This window comes from Arthrobacter pullicola (genome assembly GCF_014836875.1).
Classification (GTDB): domain Bacteria; phylum Actinomycetota; class Actinomycetes; order Actinomycetales; family Micrococcaceae; genus Arthrobacter_B; species Arthrobacter_B pullicola.
The window spans coordinates 15,733-38,941 of the sequence record NZ_JACSQC010000010.1; the positions used below are offsets into that span (position 1 = coordinate 15,733).

Genomic DNA, 23,209 nt, shown 5'->3' on the forward strand with positions numbered 1-23,209 from the left:
TCCCGTGAAAGCGTGGATCAAGGGTTACGGCGGTCATAGCGTGGGGGAAACGCCCGGTCCCATTCCGAACCCGGAAGCTAAGACCCACTGCGCCGATGGTACTGCACTCGGGAGGGTGTGGGAGAGTAGGTCACCGCCGGACATTCTCTGGTGATAAGGACTCGTACAAAGACGTACGGGTCCTTATCTGTTTAACCGCCTTTACCGTGGCCCGCCCGAGGACGCAGGTCCACACTGGCCCTGTGCCGGAGAAACAGAACCCTTTCAGGCGCCGGCTCGATTCCGGGCCGGACCTTGAGCGCACCGTGTTCTTCAGCGATGCGGTCTTCGCGATCGCCATGACGCTGCTTGCCGTGGACATCCGGGTTCCCCAGGTTCCCGCTGATCAGCTGGGCCAGGCCGTCCTGGAGCAGCGCCAGGAGTTCTTCGCCTATGCGCTGTCCTTCGCCGTCGCCGGCGCATATTGGCTCAGCCACCACCGGCTTTTCCGGCTGCTGAAGGGCTACACTGGCGGGCTTCAGCGGCTGAACCTGCTGCTGCTCTTCTTCGTGGCGCTGCTGGCCTATGCCACCGACATGCTGGCCCTGCACGATGACCAGCCCCTCGGCGTCGTAATTTATGCCGGAGCTCTGGGCCTGATTGGCACGGTGAACTGGCTGCTCTGGGTTTACTGCGGGCGGCGCGGCCTGTTCCGGGACGACGTCGATCCGCGGCTGCTGGCCTACGCCCGGGTCCGCGCGCCCATCACGCCGGCGGTGTTCCTGCTCTCGATCCCCATCGCGTTTCTCAGTCCAAGTGCGGCCGAGCTGTCCTGGCTGTCGATCCTGGTGATCAACCTTGCTGTGCGCGGCTGGGGTCGGGGACACCTGGCCGCGTCCGGGGGCGTGTGAGGTGCCGATTCGGTAATTGAGCCGGTATCCGGTAGTCTTGTATCTGCTCTTGACGAGCAAAGCCTGGAGGATTCGCCTAGCGGCCTATGGCGCACGCCTGGAACGCGTGTTGGGTTAACGCCCTCGGGGGTTCAAATCCCCCATCCTCCGCCAGATGAGAAATCATCAGGGAAATGCCCCGGTCCTCGGACCGGGGCATTTCTGTTTTTCGGCGGAGTTAGGTCCGTTGCGCGGGACGCAGGGCAAACTGGGTGGCCGCCGCGATCGCACCGAGGCCAAGGACAGCAGCTGCGCCGATGAGCGCCAGGAACACCCCCGGTTGGATGGTTGGCAGCGGCTGCCCCGAGACGCTGAGCGCAATGCCCATCAGCGGCGGCAGGGCCAGGACCGTGCCCAGAATAATGGCGGGCACAACAAGCAGCACCGATTCCGCTCCCGTCATACGGCGGAGCTGGGCGTTGGTGGCACCCAGGGTGCGCAGCAGCTCCAGCTCCGGACGCCGTCGTGCCGTGGCCATGATCAGCGTGTTCGCAACCGAGACAGCCAGATAGCCCAGCAGGATCAGCATGGCGATGACGGAAACCCAGGACTGGGCGTTCCGTTCGCCGGCGCCGGCGGCGCCGAAGTCCTCCCGGTCCAGAACGGTCAGCCCCAGTCCGTGCAGGGCTGCCGCCACCGCTCCGGCATCGGCGCCCGGTTCCACCGTGAGCAGCAGATAGTCGTTCAGGCCGGAGGTAGTGTGCTGAAGCAGCGTCCCGTTATCCACAGCGACGTCGCCGAATCCCAGCCCGCGCTCATAGGTGGCGACGACGACGGCGGCCGCTTCCGTTCCGTCCCCGTAGGAGAACCGGAAGTCATCCCCCGGTTCCACGCCGGCTTCGTGGGCCAAAGCAGTGCTCAGGGCGACGGTTTCGGGCTCGGACAGCCGGTCCAGCGAGCCCTTCCGGACCGACAGGTCCAGCGCTCCGTCCAGGGTCCCGGCAGAGAGGCCCTGAACGGCGTAGGGCTGTACCTCGTCCTCCAACCCCAGGAAACGGGTAGTGGCCAGGACACTGGAGCGGGCCACCGGAGCTGCGGTTTCCACGCCGGACAGGGCAGCAACCCGGCCGGCCAGATCAGTGGAAATGCCGCCGGGCCCGCTGACCAGGTAATCGGCCACGACGCCGTCGCGGGACTGCTGTGCCGCCTCGGCTTCCACGGTGGTCGGCATAAAGAATTGCACCGATCCCAGCGCGATGGCCAGTGCCAGGGGAACCATTCCCGCGGCCAGCCGGCGGGGAAAAGCGGACGCGTTGGCGTCCGCGAGCACCAGCGGCGCCGAGGTGCTGCGGCGCAGGACCGGCCGGGCGAATCGGAGGACAGCCGTCACCAGCAGCGGGCCAAGGACCCCGGCACCGATGACCAGGAGCAGAATGCTTGAGCCTGCCGCGGCCAAGCCCCCGTTACCCGGCACAACCACCGGCAGGACGGCCGTCAGGGCGCCCGCGCCCAGGAGCGCCAAACCGGTAATGATCCGGACGCGGCCCAGCTGCGGTGCTTCGGTCACCGCCTCGCGTAACGCCGTCGTCGGGGCCGTGCGCACCGTTCCGCGGGCTGCGGTGAGTGAGGCACCCACCGCTGCACCAACGCTGATCAGGACGGCGGCCAGTGCGGGCAGCGGGCTGAAAGCCAGGTGGAAGTTCCCGGGGATAACACCGGCCCCGGCAAACTGGCCGCCCAGGAACCCTGCCAGCCACAAACCGGGTACCGCTCCCAGCACTGCCGCGGCGGCCGAGACCAGGAGGACTTCGCGGACCACCAGGCCCAGGGTCTGGTTGGCTCCGGCTCCGACCGCACGCAGCACCGCGAACTCGCGCCGGCGGGACAGGATGGACAGGGACAGCGTTCCCGCGGTCACAAAGACGGCGGTCATCACGGCCACGCCGGCGAGTGAACTGCTGAGCAGCAGCAGCATGGACCGTGCTCCGGCTCCGCCAAGATTTTCCACGTCCCCGCGCCGGTCACCGGTATAGCCGACGACGCCGGCCACGCTGGCCTCGATGTCGGCTGCCAGTTGGTCCGGGTTCACCCCGGGCCCGGCGATGACGCCCACGGTGGCAACCGTGTTGCCGTGCGGCCAGAGCGCGCCGGCGCCGGCGGTGGAGAGGAAGACCGCGGGATCTGCGGCCTCCCCTGTGGCCCCGGAGGCGGTCGCTGCAACGCCGGACACGGTGTATTCGGCCGGGACGCCGCCGTGGCTCAGGAGGATCCGATCGCCCGGTGCGGCCGCGAAGGACTCATCCACCACCACATCCGAGACGCTGCGCGGCGGCGCACCGGACGTGAGGCTGTAAGGGGTCAGGGCCGCGGAGTCCCAGGCAGCGGCCGGGACGCTCCGGCCATCCGCTGCGGCCAGCGGAATGCTGATGCTGCCAATGGCGCGTTCCACCCCCGGCACGGCTGCGATGTCGGCCACCGCCGAAGCGGGCAGCAGGACCCGTTCCGTAAAGGGAACGGCAAGGTCTTCGGGCACCGGCAGCTCCTGGGGTGCACCCACAACGACGTCGGCGCCCTGCAGCCGCTGCGGGGCGGTGCCGCCGCGCAGCCCCGATTCGATGAGGACGCCCATGGCGGTGATCAGCGCGGCACACAGGAACACGGCCACGAACACTCCGGCGAATCCGCCGCGGTGGTGCCGGATGGAGGCTTTGGCGAGGCTCAGCATGTCAGCGCTCCCCGAGGTAGGCCATGCGGTCGGCGACATCGCGGGAACTCGCGTTGCCCAGGCTGCCGTCCAGCTGTCCGTCGGCCAGGAAGATCACGCTGTCCGCGTGGCTGGCAGCAATCGGATCGTGGGTCACCATCACCACGGTCTGGTTCAGGGCTGAGACGGTGTGCCGCAGCAGGTCCAGGACCTGGCGTGCGGTTCCGGAGTCCAGCGCACCGGTGGGTTCATCAGCGAAGACAACGTCGGGGCGGGTGATCAGTGCCCGGGCGATGGCGGCCCGCTGCTGCTGCCCGCCGGAGAGCTCCTGCGGTTTTCGTTCGCCGAGCCCGGCCAGGCCGACAGCTTCCAGCACATAGTCCAGCCACCCGTGATCCGTTTCCCGTCCGGCCAGCAGCAGCGGCAGGGTGGTGTTTGCTGCCACGGTCAGCTGCGGCAGCAGGTTGTAGGACTGGAACACAAAGCCCACGTGGTCGCGGCGGAACCGGGTCAGGGCGGTGCTGCGCAGACGGGAGATCTCGGTGTTTCCGAGCAGGACCTTGCCGCTGTCCGGGGAGTCCAGACCGGCAGCGCACTGCAGCAGCGTGCTTTTCCCGGAGCCCGACGGGCCCATCACCGCGGTAAACGTGCCGGCCGGCACGGCCAGGGTCACGTCGCGAAGAGCAGGAACAGCGGTGCTGCCGGAGCGGTAGCTTTTCGAGATGCCCTGCAGCTGCAGGGCAGCGGAGCCGGGAAATTCAGCGGCATTCGAGTACATTGTTTTTCCTTAGAACGGAGCGGTGAAGATGCTTTCTTCGACGCTACGGATTCGGAAAAACGGACGACATACAGCCAATAACCCAATTCAAGGTATAGCTGGCTATACCGACTGACGTTCCGGCGTCGGGCATAATTCAACGGGTGAGAGCCCCCAGCCGAACCAGCCTGGCAGCCCGTGCCCGGGATGCGGCGTTCCTCCTGCGTGAGGGCGGCTACTGGGCGGCGTCGCTGGGCGTGCTGGTGGCCGGGCTCGCGCTGCTGCCGTTCCTGCCGCTGGGTGTGGGGTTATACGCAGTTCCGAAGCTGCTGGAAAGCGTGAACCTGCTGGCCGCGAAGGCGCAGGCCCGGTCTGCGACGTTCGCTTCCGCGGTGATTCCCTTTGACCGGCGCCGGCTCGCCGGCCGGTATTCCTTCACGGAACTGGCCGCGCTGCTGAGCGCTCCCGAAACCAAGCGGGACCTCTCCTGGCTCCTTTTTCACACCGCCTTCGCGCTGCTGGCCGGCGCCGTTGCCCTGGTGCTGCCGCTGGGCGCCGTGCTGTATGTGGTGGCGTCCCCGCTGTGGCCGCTCTTTCCGCCCGAAACGCCGCTGGAAATGACCATTGCGATCACCAGCTGGAGCGATGCGGCCTTCACCATGGTCCTGGGCGTGGCCTACGGTGTGCTGGCCTGGTTCCTGCTGCCGTGGCTGGCGCGGCGGATCAGCGAGGGCACGCTCGGCATCCTCTCGCCCCGGAGGTATGCGGAGCTCTCCCGCCGGATCCAGGACCTCTCCGCCGCCCGCGCCAGTGCGCTCGCCGCCCACGCGGCTGAGCTGCGCCGGATCGAACGGGAACTGCACGACGGCGCGCAGAACCGTCTGGTGGGTGTTGTGATGATGCTTGGCCTCGCCCTGCGGGCAGCCGAAACCGACCCGGCCGCTGCGGTTCCGTTTATTGGCCGGGCGCAGGACGCGGCGTCCGAGGCCCTCGCCGGCCTGCGCGCCGCGGTCCATGATATTTATCCGCCGGTCCTGGACGAGCTGGGCTTGGGCGGAGCCGCCTCGGCGCTGACCAGCAGGTCACCGGTTCCCTGTTCCCTCGACGTCGAGGGGCTGCAGCGGGCTCCCGCAGCGGTGGAGTCGGCCGCGTATTTTGTGCTCGCTGAAGCCCTGACGAATGCGGCCAAGCACTCCAACGCCTCCCGGATCGAGGTGGTTCTGCGGACCGAATCGACCCCGCGGGAGGATGTGCTGGTGATCGAGGTGGCGGACGACGGCCGCGGCGGGGCAGAGGTGCCTTCGCGGTCGTCCGCAGGCACCGCTGCCCGCGTTGGATTCGACGCCGAATCCGACGCCGCTGGGAGCGCCACCGCTGCAGGCACCGATGCCGGCGCCGATGCCGGCGCCGGCACGGTCACGGCCGCCGTCGACGTCGGAACCGGCACCGGCCTGGCCGGAATCGCCCGGCGGGCCGCTGCATTCGGCGGCAGATTGATACTGGTGAGTCCGGCGGGCGGACCGACAAAGCTAAGGGTGGAACTGCCATGCGCCTTCTAATCGCGGAGGATGATGCCTTGCTGCGGGCCGGCCTGGAGTTGCTGCTCAAGAGTGAGGGCTTTGAGGTGGCGGGCTCCTGGGATAACGCGGACGATCTCCTGGCCGCCTTCGAACCCGGCAGCGCGGACGCCGCGGTCCTCGACGTCCGAATGCCGCCCACCTTCACCAATGAAGGCCTGCGGGCCGCGCTGGAACTCCGCTCCCGGGTGCCTGATTTCCCGGTGCTGGTTCTCTCTGCCTATGTGGAGGACCGCTATGCCAGCCGGCTGCTGGCCTCCGGTGCCCAGGGTGTGGGGTACCTGCTGAAGGAGCGCGTGGGTAACGTCGGCGAGTTCGTGGACGGTCTGCGGCGCGTGGCGGCCGGCGGAACGGTCATGGACCCGGAAGTCATCGCCCAGCTGTTCAGCCGCCGCGGAACCCAGGATCCCATCCGGTCGCTGACCCCGCGCGAGTTCGAGGTGCTGGGACTGGTCGCCGAGGGCCTGGGGAACACGGCGATCGCGACGTCGATTTCCGTGTCGGAAACCGCGGTCAGCAAACACATTGGCAACATTTTCATGAAGCTGGGGCTCGCGCCGTCGGACAGCGGACACCGCCGGGTCCTGGCAACACTGGCGTACCTGCGCTCCTAGCCTCCCTTCCCCCGCACTGTCCGCCGACCCTTCCCGGAAGCCAACGCGGAAGCGCAGACGTGTCCGGGCACCCTTGACGCACGCACCGCGCAGGATCAGGATTTACGGACCAAGGGGGTCCGTTGCGCACCGGCCGAATCCGGCCCTGGCAACGGCTCCGCGCGGCTTCCGGACCTCCCGGTCCGGACCGCAGCCCGAATCGAGACGCCGGCGCCGCGTACACGGTGCGGAAGGTTGCCCGTGGAACACGACGGCAAGATTGCCCTGATCACCGGAGCCTCGCGCGGCATTGGCCGCCGGATCGCGGAGCGGCTCGCGGCGCAGGGAGCGCAGGTGGTGGTTGGCTACCGCAGGAACGCGGACCTCGCGAAGGAAACAGTCGCCGAGCTGCAGCGGCTCGGCGGCGGCGGGCTGGCGGTGCAGGCGGACATCGAAAACCCTGAGGACATCATCAAACTGTTCGACGCCGCCGCCGCCGAATACGGCCGGCTGGACTACTACGTCAACAACGCCGCCGCCGCCGCGTTCAAGAAGGTCGTTGACCTCAAGACCCACCACCTGGACCGGGCCTATGCCGTGAACGTCCGGCCCTTCGTCCTGGGCTCGCAGGAGGCGGTCAAACTGATGGACGACGGCGGCAGGATCGTCGCGCTGACTTCCTACGGCAGCGTCCGGGCCTTCCCCACCTACGCCGCACTGGGCTCCTACAAGGCCGCCGTCGAGTCCTTTGTCCGGTTTATGGCCGTGGAGTTCGCCGGGTACGGGATCAACGTCAATGCCGTCAACGGCGGCCTGATCGATTCCGATTCGCTGGAGTACTTCTACACCATGGACGGCATGGCACCGATGGACAGCGTGATCTCGCGGATCCCGAAGCGCCGCCCGGGAACGGTGGATGAGATGGCCGCCGCCGTCGAATTCCTGCTCTCACCCGGCGCCGAGTACATCACCGGGCAGTCGCTGGCCGTGGACGGGGGCCTGTCCGTGATTGCCCCGCCGTTCTTCAGCGAAACCACGGACCCGGTGGCCCTTCCCGACCGGCCGCAGCGGCGGCAGGATTCCTGAGAAAGGATGAGCTGCAATGCAGTACGACCCAGGGCGGTTCAAGGAATACTTCGAGCACCAGATGACCTACGCGGCCGGGTTCCGGCGCAACGTCGCGCGCTACCGGAACTCAGTGGCCCTGATCGATCCGCCCAGCGGCCGGACCTGGACCTACGCGGAACTGGGCGCCGACGTCGAGCGCTGCGCCGTGCTGCTGGCCGCCCGGGGTGTAGGACGCGGGGACCGGGTGATGTACCAGCTGTTCAACGGGCCCGAGTTCGCGCTGCTCTACCTGGCCACCCAGCGGCTTGGCGCTATCAGCGTGCCCGTGAACTACCGGCTCGCGCCCGGAGAGACCGCGCACATCCTGCGCGACAGTGAGCCTCGGGTGCTGATTGTCGACGCCGAGTGCGCGGCCGCCGCTGCGCAGGCGCTGGAATCCGCGGATGTCCGCCCGGCGCTGCTGACGGTCGGGGCGGCGGAGGTCCCGGCCGGCTGGGAGGACTTTGCCGAGGCCCTGGCGCAGGCTGCCGGCACCCCGCCGGACCTGCCGGCGGACTTCTCCATCTATGAGGAGACCACCCGGCTGTACACCTCCGGCACCACCGGTATGCCCAAGGGAGTGGCGCTGCCGTCGATCGCCGAGGTGATGAGCGCGCACGACGTGATCATGCACTTCCCGCTGTCTCCCACCGACCGCACCCTGAACATGACGCCGTGGTTCCACCGCGGCGGACTGCACTCGGGCGGGCCCACCCCGGCCTTCTATATCGGGGCGGGCGTGGTGCCGCTGCGCAGCTTTTCCCCGGGAACGGTGCTGGACTGGGTGGGGGAGTACGGGCTGACCTTCCTGATCGGCGCCCCGACCACCCTGGAGATGATCGCCGCTGAGCAGGAGAAACAGCCGCGCGAGCTGGGCACGCTCAAGGGCATCGTGACCATGGGCGCACCGCTGGACCGGGCTGCAGCGCTGCGGTACCAGGAGCTGCTGACCCCGCGGATTTTCAATGGGTACGGCACCACCGAAGCCTTCTGGAACACGTTCCTGCGCCCGGAGGACCTGCCCGCCCGGGCCGGCACGGCGGGGAGGTCCTGCACGGATGACGACGTCGCCGTCGTGAAGATCTTTCCGGACCGGCGGGGACGGCCGGAGGAACTGGCGGCGCAGGACGGCACAGAGGCCGGCGAGGTCATCATGCGCTCGCCGAAATCCGGGTACAGCTACGTCAACCTCCCAGCTGTGGAGGAGGAGAAGTTCCACGACGGCTGGCTCTATCCCGGGGACATGGCCACCTGGGACGAGGACGGGTTTGTCACCATCCTGGGCCGCAAGGACGACATGATCATTTCCGGTGGCGAGAACATCCACCCGGTGCAGGTGGAAGGGGTCCTCGCCGAGCATCCGGGCGTCCTGGATGCCGTGGCGGTGGGTCTCCCGGATGAGCACTGGGGCCAGCGGGTGGTGGCGTACGTGATCCGCAGCGGGGACGCTTCACCAGTCGATGCCGGTGCCGCTGCCGACGATCTCGACGCGTTCTGCCTGGCCCACCCGGGCCTGGCGGATTTCAAGCGGCCGCGCGCCTACCGGTTTGTCGACGAGGTTCCGGTGACAGCCACCGGGAAGAAGATGCACTTCAGACTGGCCGAGACCGCGGCGGCGGACCTGGCGGCCGGGAACTTCACGGTTCCAGGCGCCGGCGCAGTGCCGGGGGCACAACGGACAGCGGCAGCAGAACCAACGGCGGCAGCGGAGTGAAGGTGGCCTGGCAGTGAGCACCGAACGCGTAGTCATCACCGGGATGGGGGCGCAGACCCCGCTGGGCGGATCCTGGCCGCTGACCTGGGAGGCACTGAAACAGGGCAAAAGCGGGATCGACCGGATCACGGCGTTCGACGCGTCGGACTTCCCCACCCGGATCGCCGGGGAAGTGAAGGGCTTCGACCCCGCGGCCTGGTTACCGGTCAAACGGATCAACCGATCCTCCCGGGCCTCGCAGCTGGCCGTCGCTGCGGCGCGGGAAGCGGTGTCCGACGCCGGATTGGGCCCCTCGCTGGAGGAGACGGACGCCGCCGTCGTGATTAACAGTGCCGTGTCCGGCTATCCGGAGATTCAGGACGCCACCACGTTGTTTGAAGCCAGCGGGATCCGGCCGATCAGTCCGAGTTTTGTGGCGTCGTCGCTGACCAACATGCCCGCCTGCGAGGTGGCGATCGACCTGGCAGTGCACGGTCCGGTCAACGCCAGCGCGCTCGCCTGCGCCAGCGGTACGCACGCCCTGCTCGAGGCGCGGCGGCTGCTGCTGGCGGGGGACGCCGACGTCGTGATTGCGGGTGGAACCGATGCCGCGATCACGTCGGTGATGTTCGCGGGCCTGACGGCGATGCGCGGGCTCTCGCGGAACAATGACGTGCCGCAGGAGGCCAGCCGTCCGTTCGACGCCGACCGCGACGGTTTTGTGTTCGGCGAGGGCGCGGTGGTGTGCACGATGGAGACGCTTGCGCATGCCCGGGCGCGCGGGGCGCGGGTGTATGCGGAGGTGCTGGGCGGGGCGATGACATCGGACGCGTTCCACATTGTGGCGCCGGAACCCAGCGGCACGTACGCTGCCCGGGCGATTTCCCGGACGCTGGAGCAGTCCCGGCTGGATCCGGCGGACGTGGACCTGGTGTGTGCGCACGGAACCTCCACCAAGGCCAACGACCGCACGGAAACCATGGCCCTGCACACGGTCTTTGGCGCGCATGCCCCGGAGCTGGCGGTAACCGCACCGAAGTCGATGACCGGGCACCTGATCGGTGCCGCCGGAACGCTGGCGTCGCTGCTGTGCGCGATGTCGATTGTGGAGGGCGTGATTCCGCCGACCATCAACTACGCCACTCCGGACCCGGAGTGCGACCTGGACTACGTGCCGAACACGGCCCGGGAGCAGGACGTGCGGTACGCCGTGACGAATGCGTTTGGCTTTGGCGGGCAGAACTGCGTGGTGGCGTTCGGCCGGGTGTAGGCGGCTACGCCGTCTTGAAAAGGGGCGCGTCTTGACGGCCGCCTGTCCCTAAAGGCGCGCGTTCGTTAAAGGGCGAACGTCCCTTAAGGCGGCCCGTCTTGAAAAGGGGCGCGTCCCTCAAAGGGGGCGCGCCCTCAGTCCGCGGCCGGGGTCAGTTGGCGACGGCCTCGTCCAGCGGTTCCTGGAGCTCGGCGTAGTCCACCGAATTCAGCTGGAGCATCTGGCCGTCCAGGATCAGGGTGGGGGTGCCTTTGACCTGCAGGGCCTTGGCATCTGCCAGGTCCTTCGCCACGCGGGCCTTGATGGCCTCGGAGGAGTAGTCGGCGCGGAACTTCTCCACGTCCAGGCCCAGGTCTTCGGCGTACTGGGCGAAGATGTCATCCGGGTCGATCTCGGCGGCCCAGTCCTCCTGATGCTCAAAGATGGTTGCCGCCATGTCCTGCAGCGCGCCCTGCTCCGCGGCGGCTTCCACGGCCTGGGCAGCCGGCTCGGCGTTCAGGTGCTTGGACAACGGGTAGTTCCGCACAAGGATGCGGACCTCGTCCCCGTAGTCTTCCGCGGCCTGCTGGATCAATGCGTCCATCTTGGCGCAGTAGGGGCACTCGTAGTCGGTGAAGAGGACCAGGGTGGCCTTGGGATCTGCCGGGTTGGTGATCGCCCGGGCATCCGCCGGCGCCACGATGTCCAGCTGCTCCGCTGAAAAGGTGGGTGCTGCCGATGCCGTGGCGGTCGTTTCGGGTGCCGATTCCGGTGCCGCGCAGGAGGCGACACCGCCCAAGGCGAGTACTGAAGCGATAACCAGGGAAGGGACAGTCCTGCGCATAGTTCCTTTCTGTGAAGGGAAGGCTGCTGCTTAGCGGATTTATCTACAATTTTTCCACCGGATTCCGGGGGATCGGAAGCCCGTTTCCGTGTGATTTCGGTCAGGCGGGAGTGTGGCCGGGGCTACGGCTGGGTTCCCTGCTGCTTCGACTGCTGGACGCCCTGCTGCTGCTCCCGCCCGGCAGCCTCCTGCCCGGCAGTCTCTCGCCGGGAAGCCTAGCGCTGGGCGGCTTCCAACCGGGCGATGCGCTCGCGGGCGGACCGTTCGGAGGGACCCATGTTGCCGAGCCCGAACCGGATCACCCGCAGCACCAGTTTCACCGGGCCGTGCACCGGCAGCTTGAAGGGGCCGATCGTGGGCTCCTTCAGCCCCAGCAGTTCGCGGTGCCGCGGTTCCAGGGACGCGACGGCGCCGGCGAACAGGACGCGGTACCCGATCAGCTGGTTCTTCGGCAGCGGAGGGTGGCGAAGAAAATGCACCACCTCTTCGACCGTGGGGCTGGAACGCAGCTCGGGATCGAAGGCAGCCATCTGCTTCCGCAGTCCGGCCAGGTCCCGGGGCGGGTTCTCGATCTGCATCAGTTCACCGGCGGTGGCCCACTCGGCCACGTACTGGTCCGGTCCGCCGGGAATGGGCCCGCCGAACTCCATGTGCGAGGTCAGGAAGGCGTCGGTGAAGGCGAGATGGACCCATCGGGCGAGCTCGGGATCGTTCGCTGAGTATGGCCGAACCGTGCCGGCGGCGTCTTCGTAGGTGCCCCGAACCCGTTCGTGCAGCCGCAGCACCCAGTTCGAGGCGCTGCGTGCCGCCGTCGTATCCCCGTAGGTGACGGTGAAGATCCAGCGGATGGTGCCGGCGAGCCGGCCGAGCGGGTCTTCTTTGTAATTGGAGTAGTCGCGCACTCCGGCCATCGCTCCCGGGTGCAGGGCCTGCAGCAGCAGGGCGCGGATCCCGGCGATGATCGTGGTCATGGAGCCATGGACCGCCCAGACGGCGGAGTCCGGGCCGTAGTAGCCGGGGTCGGTGCCGTTGGCGAGCTCGAGTTCCCATTCCGGGATGGTCTCGGAGTTGTTGCTGAACGTGCCGACGAGCTGCCGCCGCCAGGAAGAAAGAAGCTTGCCCATTTGTCCAGTATGGTCCCGGAGGCTGGAGGTGTCAGCACGGGGTTCGCCGGGCGGCGCCAGCCGACGGCGGCACCTAGCGCGGGGAGAGAACAGCTGCGGCGCGCTCCAAGGCGCCAGGGACAATGGAGTAGTACGCCCAGACACCGCGCTTTTCACGGTGCAGGATCCCGGCGTCCACAAGGATCTTCAGGTGATGCGAGACGGTGGGCTGACCCAGGCCAACCGGTTCTGTCAGGTCGCAGACGCAGGCCTCCTTGTTGTCCTGGGCGGCAATCAGGGAGACCAGACGCAGCCGGGTCGGCTCTGCCACAGCTTTGAGTAACTGGGCAAAGCGCTGGGCCTCCTCTGCGCTGATGGCCTCCTGAGTCACTGGCGTGCAGCACACCTCGGCAACAGGAGCGGAAGCTGGCTGGAGGGTCTTCATTCCTCCATTATGCACAGATTGACATCCGTCGATGCCTGACGGAATACTCGGGAGGGACGGATATCGACATTGATCGATACCTAATCGCAGATCACCGGAGGAGTTAAGTGAGCAATCCCGCTACGCCGGCGGAAGCTGGCCAGGTTCCGGCCAGGCTGTCGACCCTGGACCGGTTCCTGCCCGTCTGGATCCTTGCCGCGATGGGCGCGGGCCTGCTGCTGGGCCGGGTGGTGCCGGGCATCGGTCCCGCACTGGATTCGCTGAAGGTAGCCAACGTGTCGCTGCCCATCGCCGTCGGCCTGCTGGTGATGATGTATCCGGTGCTGGCCAAGGTCCGCTACAACGAGACCCGGGCAGTGGTGACGGACCGGAAGCTGATGATCACTTCCCTGGTGCTGAACTGGCTGGCCGCACCGGCGTTTATGTTCGCGCTCGCCTGGATCTTCCTCCCGGGCCTGCCCGAATACCGCACCGGGCTGATCATCGTGGGCCTGGCCCGCTGTATCGCGATGGTGATGATCTGGAACGACCTCGCCTGTGGCGACCGGGAGGCTGCCGCCGTGCTGGTGGCCATCAACTCCGTCTTCCAGGTCCTGGCCTTCGGCGCACTGGGCTGGTTCTACCTGCAGGTCCTGCCGGGGTGGCTGGGACTGCAGACCACGAGCGTGGAGTTCTCCTTCTGGGCCATCACCAGCAGCGTCCTGATCTTCCTGGGCATCCCGCTGCTGGCTGGCTTCCTCACCCGCACCGTCGGGGAGAAAGCCCGGGGCCGCGACTGGTACGAGGGCACGTTCCTGCCCAAACTCGGCCCGTGGGCCCTGTACGGGCTGCTGTTCACGATCGTGCTGCTGTTCGCCCTCCAGGGGGATGAAATCACCTCCAACCCGCTCGACGTCGTGCGGATCGCGCTGCCGCTGCTGCTCTACTTCGTCGTGGTGTTCGGCATCGGCATGCTGCTGGGCAGGCTCCTGAACCTGGGTTACCCCCGCACCACCACGCTGGCGTTTACCGCGGCGGGCAACAACTTTGAACTGGCCATCGCTGTGGCCATCGGTACCTACGGGGTGACCTCCGGGCAGGCGCTGGCCGGCGTCGTTGGTCCGCTGATTGAAGTACCCGTCCTGGTGGCTCTCGTTTACGTTGCCCTCTGGGCGCGGAGGAAATACTGGCCCGCTGCCGAACCCGTCCTTACCTCCTCCACGGGAAAGACGAATCGATGAGTTCAGGCACTGAAAAGCCCTCCGTCCTGTTCGTCTGCGTGCACAACGCCGGCCGGTCCCAGATGGCGGCTGCCTACCTGCGGGCCCTTGGCCAGGGGCGGATTGAGGTCCGCTCCGCGGGCTCCGCACCCGCAGACGCCGTCAACCCCGCCGCCGTGGCAGCCATGGCGGAGGACGGCATCGATATGTCCGCGGAGCTGCCAAAGGTGCTGACCGTCGAAGCAGTCCGGGAGTCCGACGTCGTGATCACCATGGGCTGCGGCGATGCCTGCCCCATCTTCCCCGGCAAACGCTACGAGGACTGGAAGCTTGAGGATCCCGCAGGCCAGGGGCTGGACGCCGTACGGCCCATCCGCGACGAGATCAAGGTCCGCACTCAGGCGCTCATCGCCGATCTGCTTCCGGCCGACTAATACCCAACCAAAGGAAACCTTTTTATGTCTACCGACACCCCCGCTGAGCTTCCCGTCGCCGTGATTGGTGCCGGCCCCGTGGGCCTGGCCGCCGCGGCCGAGCTGCTGGAACGTGGCCTGACGCCGATCATCTTCGAATCCGGGCAGACGCCCGCGGCCGCCGTCGCTTCCTGGGGCCACATCCGGCTGTTCTCGCCGTGGCAGTACGACGTCGACGCCGCCGCCCGCCGCCTGCTCGCGTCCACCGGATGGCAGGAGCCTGACGGCGAGACGCTGCCTACCGGTGCCGAACTCCTGGAGCAGTACCTGCGGCCGCTGGCCGCCGTTCCGGCTATTGCCGCGGCGCTGCACACCTCCACCCGGGTCCTGTCCGTCAGCCGCGAAGGGCTGGACAAGACCCGCACTTCAGGGCGCGAGACGACGCCGTTCCTGGTCCGGGTGCGCAACGACGAGGGCACGGTCACCGATTACCGGGCCCGGGCAGTTATTGATGCTTCGGGTACCTGGTCCACACCGAACCCGCTGGGCCAGGCGGGGCTGCCTGCCGTTGGTGAAGTGGAGGCTTTCGAGGCCGGGCTGATCACCGGGCCGCTGCCTGATGTCACCGGGCGGGACCGGGACCGGTTCGCGGGCAAACACGTGCTGGTGGTGGGTGCCGGACACTCGGCAGCCAACACCCTGCTGGAACTGGGGGAACTTGCGGCGCAGGCCCGAGGCACCAGGATCAGCTGGGCCATCCGCAATGCTTCCCCGGCCGGGGTCTACGGCGGCGGTGACCTGGACGGCCTGCCTGCCCGCGGAGCACTGGGCAGCCGGCTGCGCACCCTGGTGGAGGAAGGGCGCATCGAACTGCACACCTCCTTCACCATCACCGGCTTCAAACCCTCGGACACCCTGGCCGTCATCGGCAGCACCCCGGCAGGGGAGCAGCAGCTGGACGTGGACCTGCTGGTCCCGGCCACCGGTTTCCGCCCGGACCTGGACATGCTGCGCGAAATCCGGCTGGACCTTGACCCGGCAGTGGAGGCACCGCGGGAACTCGGTCCGCTGATCGACCCCGAGTTCCACAGCTGCGGCACCGTGGCACCCCACGGCGCCAAAATGCTGTCCCACCCGGAGAAGGACTTCTACATTGTGGGCATGAAGTCCTATGGGCGGGCCCCCACGTTCCTGATGGCCACCGGCTATGAGCAGGTCCGCTCCATTGCCGCAGCCCTGGCCGGAGACCAGCAGGCCGCCAACGACGTGCAGCTGGTCCTGCCCGAAACGGGCGTCTGCTCCACCGATCTCGGCAGCAGCTGCGACGCGCCTGCTGCCGAAGGCCCAGCGGAGTCCTGCTGCGGGACCTCTGCGGCCCCTGAATCGGAGCCTGCGGCGTCGTCGTGCTGTGGAACGGACACCGCACCGGAATCGCAGTTCCTGGGTATTCCTACCGGACTGGCCCACGGCCGTTCAGCGCAGCGGGGCAGTTAATTCTGCACTGTGGCAGCGGGAACTGACTGTTCCAGCGCCGGGCCAGCGGGCACGGGGTCGCCTGCGGGCAGAAAGAATAGGGCACCCAACAGCGTGATGGTCAGCGACGCAGCGCTGATGAGGATAGGCAGCCAATCCACCGCACGACGGCGCGAGGACCCTCGCGGGAACGTCACCAACCCGGCAACCAGGGCTCCGAAAGCAAGCGGAACAGCCACAAAGGGCAGGATGAAGACCAGAATCAAGCTCAGGAACGCAGCCACCGTGGCGGCCACATTTCCCCACGTCGCAGTACGAGACTCCGGTTCCGCAGCGCTTCCAGAGGCTTCGCGGGCGATCCGCTCCACGGGTCCCAACTCGTGCAGGATTGTTCGGACTGCTTCTGGAGCATGTTGTCCGGCGTCCAGCGCGTCAATGATGTGTTCACGCACCGATGCGACGATTTCCTCCCGGTCCGCCGAATGGGCCAGCGCGTGCTCAAGGTCGGCGAGGTACGCAGCAACGAGCGGTGAATCGGGCAGCGGCTTCTTTATTGCATCGGCGTTCACTCTTCGGCCTCCTTTAAAGCTGAGGTGACTGCTGCGGTGAAGGGTCCCCAGGCATCCTGGAAGGACGCCAGGGCAGCCTCCCCCTGCTGGGTGAGTTTGTAATATCGCCGCGGCGGCCCCGAGGCGGATTCCTGCCAGGTGGTTTCGACCATTCCCTGTTTGCGAAGCCGGGCGAGGAGCGGATAGAGAGTTCCTTCGCTGGCGAATAAGGCCGGAAAACGGGAGAGATCCGTGGCCAGTTGCAGACCATAGGATGGCGCACGAAGCAGCTGCGCCATGACGCAGTATTCAAGTACGCCCTTGCGGAGCTGGACGAGAATGGCTTCCTGCTGGGTATCCACACGCCACACCCTAGCGGTATCTTGCATCAATAGGTAGCCCCTATTGACGGGCGATTTCCGGCTGACGCTGCTGCGCACCAAGAAGCCCTCTGGGCTGGGGGAACCGTTGTGGGGAGTGGGTTACCCGCCCACCGGATCGTGCTCCGCAATCTCGCGGAGGATCATGAGGTTGTTCCGGAGTGCTTCGTTGCCGGCCTCCGTGCTGGCGATCCACGTTCGCATCTGACGACCGTACTGGCGTTTTTCGATCGTGATGAATCCTGCGTCGTCGAGCCGGGTGAGGTTTTGGGAGAGGCTGGAATCTGAGAGATCGACGGCGTCCCGCAGGATGGAGAACTCGCACTCATCCACCGAGCCGAGATAGCACATGATCGAAAAGCGCACGGGGGAGTGGATCAGCGCGTTCAGCTCATGACGGGGGTGTCTCATCGTGGCAGCGTCTGATCGGCAGGATGACGCGCAGCGGGGGAGTAGTTCTTGTTGGCGGAATCAATCACGCAAGCAGTTTACGGACCGTAAAGCACTTGTCTAGAAGTTTTTTCTGCAGAGAGTGTCCGGGTGCGTGCGGGTGCCGGGTGCGAGGTGCCCAGGTGCGGACGTGGACAGTGCCAAGCTACGGAGGGGTTGGCACCGTCGTTGAATGACGGGCATGGGCCGACGGGCCAGGGCGGGCGCCCGCCCGCCGGCGCCCGCCCGGGCCCGCCCCGCGAGCGTCAGCGCAGCAGAATATCCACAGCCCGCGAGCCGCCAGACGACCCCACCGGAACCCGCTCCAGCGTGCCGGACCGGTTGGCGGCGTCGTCGCGCAGGATCTCCGTGACCGACCCCAGGAACCGGGACAGATCCACCTTGTCCTCCGGGGCGGCGAGCAGCAGCTGGAAGCCGAACTCGTGCAGCGCGTTGATGGACGCCTCGGCGAAGGACAGGGACGACTTCACGAACGCCTCATCCATCATCACGGTGCCGTAGGTGCTGAAGCCCTGAGACACAATGCCCAGCTGGTACGCCAGCGCCGACGCCATGATGAACGCGGTGAAACGCTGGCCCTCGCCGCCGGACATCAGCGACGCCTGCAGGTTGGTGAACGACTGCCCGTTCGCGAGCTTGTTGGTGCAGGTGATGGTCACGTGCGCGCGGACGTCAAGGACCTCGGCCCGCCAGCGGCGCTCCTGCGGATCCTTGAGCTTCTCCACCAGGCCCTCGAGCGCGGCGTAGCGGGCGTCCATGTCCGCCTTGTCTTGCCGCACACCCATCATCGGCAGCGCGTTCTTCAGTTCGGTGCGGAACTTGTGCGCGTCGTCCGGGACGGTGGTCTTGACCTCGATCTCCAGGTGGCTGTCCACGTGGTACGGCACGCGGCGCAGCACCGAGTTCAGCGGCAGCAGGCGCGAGGAGATGCTGCGGCGTTCCTCGTCGAGCAGCTGCAGCAGGTCGCTGAACCGCTCGTAGGTGCGGTTGTTGAAGTATTCGCGGAACTCCGACTCGTGCTGCGGCAGGCCCTCGGTGACAATGTCCTCGTACCGGTGCACGTACTCCTCGGCCGAGTCCACGGACGTGCCGAAGTCCGAGCCCCACTTCTCGCTGTACGTCTCGAAGCTGCGTTCCAGCCGGGTGCGGGTTTCCAGCAGGGTCTTATCCAACCGGGCGGCGTCGGTGAGCAGGTTCCGCTCCACCTGCCCGGCGGCGTCGTTCAGGTGCACGACGTCGGTGATCTCACCGAAGGGGGCGAACAGCTCATCAAGCTGCGCGCGCAGGTCCTCCGCCAGGGCATCCGGGCCGCGGCCGGCCAGGGTGTCGCGGCGTTCAGTGGCGGCGGTCAGCTCGGCCTCGAGCCGGGCCAGGTCGCCCTTGAGCACACCGATCTTCTCGGTCGCGGCGGTCAGGTCCAGCTCCGCGGTGTCCAGTTCGAAGCGGATCTGCTCCAGGTCCGCGTTGGCGTCGCGGGCGGATTCCAGGCGCTCGACGGCGTCGGCGACGGCGGCGCGCTGCTCCCCGGCGGTGATCTCCTCGAACTCGCGGGTGTCGGCAGCGACCTTGCGGACGGCGGCGAGCCGGCGGATCAGGTCGTCCTGCTCGGCGGCGTGCTTGCGGGAGACGACGTCGGCCTCTTCAAAGCTAGCGCGCAGGGCCAGCAGCTCCGCGGCCAGGGCAGCGATCTTGTCCTTGTTATCAAAGCCCAGGACGTTGTCCGAGGCCTTGGTATGCCTGTCGTCCTTCTCCGTGGTGGAGGAGTTGCGCTTCACGGCACCGCCGAGGCTGACGCCGCGGGATACCTTGGCCAGCTCGTCCGGGTTTTCGACGCACTCGAAGTCGTAGTGCGCGGTGATCTTGCGGGCCACCCAGTCGCCCATGGCGGAGTCGTAGGTGCTGAGCTTGGTGATCAGGTCACGGGGTCCCGGCTCGGACGGGCCGTCCACGGGAATGCTGACGTCGATGCAGCGCAGGAAGCCGCGGAGGTTGGTTTCGCTGAGGTAGCGGGTGACGGCGGCCATGTGTTCGCCGGGAACCAGCAGGGCGGTGGAGAGCGGGCGGAGCACACGTTCGGCGGCGGCACGCCACTGCGAGTGGTCGGCCGGAACGTCGATCAGTTCGCCGGCAAAGGGCATCTCGGCCTCGTCGATGCCGGTGGCTTCACAGATCCGGGCACGCTGTTCCAGGCTTTCCGGGCGGATGTTGCTGCGCCGGCGGCGGAAGGACGCGATCTCGGTTTCCAGCTTCGCGATGGAACCCTTCAGGGCCCACGCCTCGCCGTGCGCGTCGGAGCTGCGCTCGCGGGCGGCGTCGACGTCGGCGTTCAGGGTCTTGATCAGCTCATTGGCGCGGCTGCGGGCGGTGACCAGCCCGGCGGGGGAGAGGTCCGTGTCGATGCCGGCGGCGCGCAGGTCGGCGCGGAACGCGTTCTCCACGGTTTCACGGGAAACAAGCTGCGCCTGCGCGGCTGCGACCTCGCGTTCCAGGGTGGCGATCGCGCCGCCGCCCTCCTGCGTGTAGCGGGCAGTGAGCTCGGCGACCTGCTTCTTCAGCTTGGTGCGCTGTTTCTCGGCGGACTTCAGCGCTTCGCGGCCGGTGGTTGCAGCACCGGTGAGGCGGTCGACGTCGCGCTCGTGGCTGGCCAGCGCCAGGCGGCGGCGGTAGGCGGGCAGCCCGTCGGCGGTGAGGGCGCGGACGCGGTCCAGTTCGGCCTTGGTAGTGAGGAACAGGTGGTGCTGGTCAGGGACGTTGGCGAGTTGGTCGCGCTGCTGCCGGGCGCGTTCGAGCTGGCGGCGGATGCTGCGCAGGTGGCTGAAGTCCTCCACGGCCTCGTCCGCGGCGGTGAGGGTTTTGGGGGTGTCCAGGACGTTGGTGCGGAAGAAGTCGTTGACGGTTCCGCCCAGGCCCTTGCCGGTCTGCAGGATGCGCAGCAGGCCGAAGGCCTTCTCGTCCTCCACACCCAGGGCGGTGCGGTACCGCTCGGCGAAGAGTTTGTGCGAATCGAAGATCTGCGCGCCCGGGAGCAGGGATTCAAGGGCACCCTTGGTGAACCGGCCGCGCATGCCGGTTTCGAGGGAGGGAATGTCCAGTGGACGGTTGTGCACGGCGTAGAACCGGCCGACGTGGTGTTCGGTGCCGGTCGCGGGCAGGTCCATGAGTACGGAGAGGCTGGTGATCTGGCCCAGGCCGTTGTCGAAGGTGAGGCAGACGGCGGACCAGGTGGCGCCGGGGCGCTGGTAGGCGGTGCCGTCGCCGGCTTCCATGCCCTGGGTGCCGAGCCGGCCGCGCATGTAGGAGAACGCGGTGCGCTTTTCCTCGGCTGCGGTGCCGCCGTTGTTCTGCGCGGCCTCGTTCATCTTGGGCCGGGCGTCCATGACCTGCAGCATCGCGTCGAAGATGGTGGACTTGCCGACGCCGGAGTCACCGGTGAGCAGCGTGCCGGCGCGGTCCACGTGGATGGTGTGCGCGCCGTCGAACGTTCCCCAGTTCACGATCTGGATCCGGGAGAGCCGGTTCTGGCCGGGGTTGATCAGGTCCCCCATGGGAAGGGTGGTTTCGATGCTCATGCCGGCTCCTCGCCGTCGTTCAGTTCTGCCTCAACCGGGGCGTCCGCGGTTTCAGCGTTTTCAACCGTGTCCGGTTCGGCCGGGGCCTCGGTCAGCGAGTTCATGTAGGTGATGATGTCGCCGATGTGTTCGTACGGCAGGGCCAGCGGCAGTGCGTTGGAGATGACCCAGACGTCGTCCAGCTCGGTGGGCAGCAGTAGGCGGCGTTCGGTGACGAGCTTGCGGATGGCGGCGTCGGCCAGGTCTTCCACGCCCTTGGCGTCGTGCGCCTGCGGGTCCACGTACTGCTCGAGGACGTCGATGATGTCCTGCCGGGCGATGGTGGCTTCGTTGCCGGTGCCCGAGTGGCGGTCCAGGACCAGGCGCATGCGCAGCAGCAGCAGGGTTTCCTCGCGCGTCATTTCGCGCTGGCGCTGCAGGGCAGTGGTGTGCGGTTCGGCCATTTCCACCGGGCGCAGCAGGGCAACTTTGTGGTCCTCGTCCACCACCAGCTCCAGGAACAGCTCGCTCAGCCGGACGCGCAGCTGCTCCTGGTTATCCACCACGGTGTTGTACACGTTGTCCGAGGAGTTGGCGTCCAGGTACGGGCCGCGCAGCAGCCGGATGAGGGCCTGGCGCAGCTTCAGCGGCAGGGTGCCGGTGTCGCCGGGGAACAGTTCCGGGCCGTCGATCAGGACGTCGCGGGCGGGCTGGGGGTATTCCTCTAGTTCGTCCTGCTCTTCCAGCTCATTGTCGAAGTCTTCTGCGGTGGGGGTTTCAGTCATGACTGGCTTTCGGCGACGGTGAGGACGGGCAGCACTGCGGTGCGGGAACTGCCGTCGATCTGGAGGAACGGGATGGACTCGCTGGCTGCCGTCCTTGTTTCCGTGCCCCCTGCGGGGGCGGCGGGGGCGGCGGAGGCGAGGAGCGCGCGGATGCTGTTGAGGTGGCGGTGTTCGGCGGGCAGTTCGGCGAAGATCTCTGCGACGGTGGCGCGGCCGCGGCGGCTGCCGGCCCGGGTGATTGCGTCGCGCAGCACCCGGCGGTCGGCCTTGGGGGTGCGGGCGGCGCGGTGGATGTCCGCTTCGGTGAACGACGGCGGTGCGGGCAGCTTCCGCGGTGCGGCGTGCTCGGCGGGGTCGTAGGTGCGGACCATGCTGAGCGATTCGAACGCGGACGCGTAGAGCTTGGGTGCGGGGACGACGGCGGCGCGGCGGCGTCCGCGCGGTGCCTTGTGGATGGCGGTTTCAGCCGCGCGGATGAGTTTGCGCAGCTGGACGGATTCCCGGTATTCGTCGCTTTGGACGTAGGTGTGCAGGGATTCGGAGAGCCGGCCGTAGATCCGCTGGATTTCGGCGGCCTGTTCGCGCATGTCGCTTATCATCCGGTACAGGGCCTGCCGGTCGCCGGGGGACATCGCGTCGGCGAAGTCGCGTTCCAGGACCTGCGCGATGGCGTGCCGGAAGCGTCCCTGCTGGTCGGCGTCGTTCAGGAAGGCGGTGAAGCCTTCGTAGGTGCGGCCTTCGCTGGTGCTGCGCAGGCGTTTGTCCGCTTCGAGGATTTCGCCCATGGTCAGGCCCTTGGAGGCCTGCGATTCGACCATTTCCTGGCGCAGGGTGTGCAGCATCTTCTCGAGGCCGTCGCGCATGCGCTTGAAGTCGGCGGGCAGCGCGGCAGCGAGGTCCAGGATGTCGCGGGCCGCTTCGACGGCGGTGTCGTCGTCCAGCGGCGGGGGAGCGTCGCCGGCGCGGAGGGACCGGATGAGGTCCTCGCGGCGGGCGATCTCTTCTTCGAGGACGGCGATGCGTGCTTCGGGGTCCGGGTTGGATTCGTGCGCCAGGGTTTCCACGCTGGAGAGCAGGGTATTCAGGCGGGAGGAGTTCAGGCTGGTGGTGTCGCCGGTGAAGCCGTCCAGGTAGGAGAGGAACCGGACGGCGGGTTCGGTGAGTTCGTAGACGAAGCGTCCGTCGGCGCGGGGGCGGGCCAGGAAGCGGCGGGCCACCCATTCATCGGCGTAGTTCTTGCCGGTCCAGTCCTCGCGCAGGCTCTGCCCGTTGAGCCTAAGCTGCTGCAGGAAGGAGTCGGTGAGGCTGTGGAATTCGTCCAGGGGGATACGCGGCCGGGTGCGCGTGAAGGCCTCGCGGAACAGGGCCAGGACCCAGGGGTTCGCGTTGGTGAGTTTCCAGCCGGGCGAGGCCTGTAGCCGCTGCAGCTCCGCCCAGCGGGCTACGGCGTTTTCTGTGAAGGACATGCTGCG

General features: G+C 67.6%; 20 protein-coding genes, 1 tRNA gene and 1 rRNA gene. 11 read left to right on the forward strand and 11 right to left on the reverse strand.

What is annotated here, in order from left to right:
• The first annotated feature begins 25 nt into the window (after positions 1 to 25).
• The 3 genes from rrf to H9638_RS16145 all read left to right on the forward strand — a co-directional run bounded on the left by rrf (position 26) and on the right by H9638_RS16145 (position 1,043).
• Positions 26 to 142 (forward strand): 5S ribosomal RNA (gene rrf, locus H9638_RS16135).
• Positions 143 to 242: 100 nt separating this feature from the next.
• Complete coding sequence (locus H9638_RS16140) at positions 243 to 890, forward strand: TMEM175 family protein (protein WP_191749154.1); 648 nt, start codon at positions 243 to 245, stop codon at positions 888 to 890.
• Between the two features lie 65 nt (positions 891 to 955).
• A tRNA-Ser gene (locus H9638_RS16145) sits at positions 956 to 1,043 on the forward strand.
• 64 nt (positions 1,044 to 1,107) lie between these two features.
• On the opposite strand, the gene H9638_RS16150 is transcribed toward H9638_RS16145, so the two are convergent.
• Complete coding sequence (locus tag H9638_RS16150) at positions 1,108 to 3,594, reverse strand: ABC transporter permease (RefSeq protein ID WP_191749156.1); 2,487 nt, start codon at positions 3,592 to 3,594, stop codon at positions 1,108 to 1,110.
• Between the two features lies 1 nt (position 3,595).
• Positions 3,596 to 4,351 (reverse strand): ABC transporter ATP-binding protein, encoded by a 756-nt coding sequence (locus H9638_RS16155; protein ID WP_191749158.1) that lies wholly within the window; start codon positions 4,349 to 4,351, stop codon positions 3,596 to 3,598.
• Positions 4,352 to 4,494: 143 nt separating this feature from the next.
• Between H9638_RS16155 and H9638_RS16160 the strand changes: the two genes are divergently transcribed.
• The 5 genes from H9638_RS16160 (at position 4,495) to H9638_RS16180 (ending at position 10,570) form a co-directional block, all read left to right on the forward strand.
• Positions 4,495 to 5,889 carry a sensor histidine kinase gene (locus H9638_RS16160; RefSeq protein ID WP_191749160.1) on the forward strand — a complete coding sequence of 465 codons (1,395 nt, stop codon included), beginning with the start codon at positions 4,495 to 4,497 and terminating at the stop codon, positions 5,887 to 5,889.
• On the forward strand, positions 5,877 to 6,521 hold the full coding sequence (locus H9638_RS16165) for a response regulator (protein WP_191749162.1): 645 nt from the start codon (positions 5,877 to 5,879) through the stop codon (positions 6,519 to 6,521). Before H9638_RS16160 ends, H9638_RS16165 begins: the two co-directional genes overlap by 13 nt.
• Before the next feature lie 240 nt (positions 6,522 to 6,761).
• On the forward strand, positions 6,762 to 7,586 hold the full coding sequence (locus H9638_RS16170) for an SDR family oxidoreductase (protein ID WP_318241912.1): 825 nt from the start codon (positions 6,762 to 6,764) through the stop codon (positions 7,584 to 7,586).
• Positions 7,587 to 7,602: 16 nt separating this feature from the next.
• Positions 7,603 to 9,321 (forward strand): class I adenylate-forming enzyme family protein, encoded by a 1,719-nt coding sequence (locus tag H9638_RS16175; protein WP_191749165.1) that lies wholly within the window; start codon positions 7,603 to 7,605, stop codon positions 9,319 to 9,321.
• Positions 9,322 to 9,334: 13 nt separating this feature from the next.
• Positions 9,335 to 10,570: a beta-ketoacyl-[acyl-carrier-protein] synthase family protein gene (locus tag H9638_RS16180; RefSeq protein ID WP_318241913.1), complete on the forward strand. Its 1,236-nt coding sequence runs from the start codon at positions 9,335 to 9,337 to the stop codon at positions 10,568 to 10,570.
• 151 nt (positions 10,571 to 10,721) lie between these two features.
• Here the strand turns inward: H9638_RS16180 and H9638_RS16185 are convergent, their stop codons facing one another.
• The 3 genes from H9638_RS16185 to H9638_RS16195 all read right to left on the reverse strand — a co-directional run bounded on the left by H9638_RS16185 (position 10,722) and on the right by H9638_RS16195 (position 12,941).
• Entirely contained in the window at positions 10,722 to 11,393 is a 672-nt protein-coding gene (locus H9638_RS16185; protein WP_191749167.1) for a DsbA family protein, read from the reverse strand.
• A 215-nt stretch (positions 11,394 to 11,608) separates the two neighbouring features.
• Positions 11,609 to 12,517: an oxygenase MpaB family protein gene (locus tag H9638_RS16190; RefSeq protein ID WP_191749169.1), complete on the reverse strand. Its 909-nt coding sequence runs from the start codon at positions 12,515 to 12,517 to the stop codon at positions 11,609 to 11,611.
• Between the two features lie 73 nt (positions 12,518 to 12,590).
• Entirely contained in the window at positions 12,591 to 12,941 is a 351-nt protein-coding gene (locus H9638_RS16195) for an ArsR/SmtB family transcription factor (RefSeq protein ID WP_191749171.1), read from the reverse strand.
• A 107-nt stretch (positions 12,942 to 13,048) separates the two neighbouring features.
• On the opposite strand from H9638_RS16195, the gene arsB reads away from it, so the two are divergent.
• Genes arsB through H9638_RS16210 form a run of 3 tightly spaced genes read left to right on the forward strand, consistent with a single transcriptional unit; the run spans position 13,049 to position 16,047 of the window.
• The gene (gene arsB, locus H9638_RS16200) at positions 13,049 to 14,161 is read left to right on the forward strand and encodes an ACR3 family arsenite efflux transporter (RefSeq protein WP_191749173.1); all 1,113 of its coding nucleotides are present in this window, start codon (positions 13,049 to 13,051) and stop codon (positions 14,159 to 14,161) included.
• On the forward strand, positions 14,158 to 14,574 hold the full coding sequence (locus tag H9638_RS16205) for an arsenate reductase ArsC (RefSeq protein WP_191749175.1): 417 nt from the start codon (positions 14,158 to 14,160) through the stop codon (positions 14,572 to 14,574). Before arsB ends, H9638_RS16205 begins: the two co-directional genes overlap by 4 nt.
• A gap of 24 nt (positions 14,575 to 14,598) precedes the next feature.
• Positions 14,599 to 16,047, forward strand: a complete 1,449-nt coding sequence (locus H9638_RS16210; RefSeq protein ID WP_191749177.1) for an FAD-dependent oxidoreductase — start codon at positions 14,599 to 14,601, stop codon at positions 16,045 to 16,047.
• Here the strand turns inward: H9638_RS16210 and H9638_RS16215 are convergent.
• The 6 genes from H9638_RS16215 to H9638_RS16240 form a co-directional block, all read right to left on the reverse strand.
• Complete coding sequence (locus tag H9638_RS16215; protein ID WP_191749179.1) at positions 16,044 to 16,595, reverse strand: HAAS signaling domain-containing protein; 552 nt, start codon at positions 16,593 to 16,595, stop codon at positions 16,044 to 16,046. The genes H9638_RS16210 and H9638_RS16215 overlap by 4 nt on opposite strands.
• A complete protein-coding gene (locus tag H9638_RS16220; RefSeq protein WP_318241914.1) occupies positions 16,592 to 16,936 on the reverse strand; it encodes a PadR family transcriptional regulator in 345 nt (114 codons plus the stop codon). The genes H9638_RS16215 and H9638_RS16220 overlap by 4 nt, the downstream gene beginning before the upstream one ends.
• A gap of 120 nt (positions 16,937 to 17,056) precedes the next feature.
• Positions 17,057 to 17,365: a transcriptional regulator gene (locus H9638_RS16225; RefSeq protein ID WP_191749182.1), complete on the reverse strand. Its 309-nt coding sequence runs from the start codon at positions 17,363 to 17,365 to the stop codon at positions 17,057 to 17,059.
• 284 nt (positions 17,366 to 17,649) lie between these two features.
• On the reverse strand, positions 17,650 to 20,973 hold the full coding sequence (locus H9638_RS16230; protein ID WP_191749184.1) for an ATP-binding protein: 3,324 nt from the start codon (positions 20,971 to 20,973) through the stop codon (positions 17,650 to 17,652).
• The gene (locus H9638_RS16235) at positions 20,970 to 21,737 is read right to left on the reverse strand and encodes a DUF4194 domain-containing protein (protein ID WP_191749186.1); all 768 of its coding nucleotides are present in this window, start codon (positions 21,735 to 21,737) and stop codon (positions 20,970 to 20,972) included. Before H9638_RS16235 ends, H9638_RS16230 begins: the two co-directional genes overlap by 4 nt.
• Positions 21,734 to 23,203, reverse strand: coding sequence for a DUF3375 domain-containing protein (locus H9638_RS16240; protein ID WP_191749188.1), 1,470 nt, complete (start codon positions 23,201 to 23,203; stop codon positions 21,734 to 21,736). The genes H9638_RS16235 and H9638_RS16240 overlap by 4 nt, the downstream gene beginning before the upstream one ends.
• Between the last annotated feature and the right edge of the window lie 6 nt (positions 23,204 to 23,209).

What these genes read in the sequence shown, in the direction of transcription:
- H9638_RS16195 (WP_191749171.1), bottom strand. Translation starts at nt 12,941, where the DNA reads ATGAAGACCCTCCAGCCAGCTTCCGCTCCTGTTGCCGAGGTGTGCTGC.
- H9638_RS16155 (WP_191749158.1), bottom strand. Translation starts at nt 4,351, where the DNA reads ATGTACTCGAATGCCGCTGAATTTCCCGGCTCCGCTGCCCTGCAGCTG.
- H9638_RS16225 (WP_191749182.1), bottom strand. Translation starts at nt 17,365, where the DNA reads ATGAGACACCCCCGTCATGAGCTGAACGCGCTGATCCACTCCCCCGTG.
- H9638_RS16165 (WP_191749162.1), top strand. Translation starts at nt 5,877, where the DNA reads ATGCGCCTTCTAATCGCGGAGGATGATGCCTTGCTGCGGGCCGGCCTG.
- H9638_RS16205 (WP_191749175.1), top strand. Translation starts at nt 14,158, where the DNA reads ATGAGTTCAGGCACTGAAAAGCCCTCCGTCCTGTTCGTCTGCGTGCAC.
- H9638_RS16235 (WP_191749186.1), bottom strand. Translation starts at nt 21,737, where the DNA reads ATGACTGAAACCCCCACCGCAGAAGACTTCGACAATGAGCTGGAAGAG.
- H9638_RS16175 (WP_191749165.1), top strand. Translation starts at nt 7,603, where the DNA reads ATGCAGTACGACCCAGGGCGGTTCAAGGAATACTTCGAGCACCAGATG.
- H9638_RS16190 (WP_191749169.1), bottom strand. Translation starts at nt 12,517, where the DNA reads ATGGGCAAGCTTCTTTCTTCCTGGCGGCGGCAGCTCGTCGGCACGTTC.
- H9638_RS16230 (WP_191749184.1), bottom strand. Translation starts at nt 20,973, where the DNA reads ATGAGCATCGAAACCACCCTTCCCATGGGGGACCTGATCAACCCCGGC.
- H9638_RS16185 (WP_191749167.1), bottom strand. Translation starts at nt 11,393, where the DNA reads ATGCGCAGGACTGTCCCTTCCCTGGTTATCGCTTCAGTACTCGCCTTG.
- H9638_RS16240 (WP_191749188.1), bottom strand. Translation starts at nt 23,203, where the DNA reads ATGTCCTTCACAGAAAACGCCGTAGCCCGCTGGGCGGAGCTGCAGCGG.
- H9638_RS16150 (WP_191749156.1), bottom strand. Translation starts at nt 3,594, where the DNA reads ATGCTGAGCCTCGCCAAAGCCTCCATCCGGCACCACCGCGGCGGATTC.
- H9638_RS16210 (WP_191749177.1), top strand. Translation starts at nt 14,599, where the DNA reads ATGTCTACCGACACCCCCGCTGAGCTTCCCGTCGCCGTGATTGGTGCC.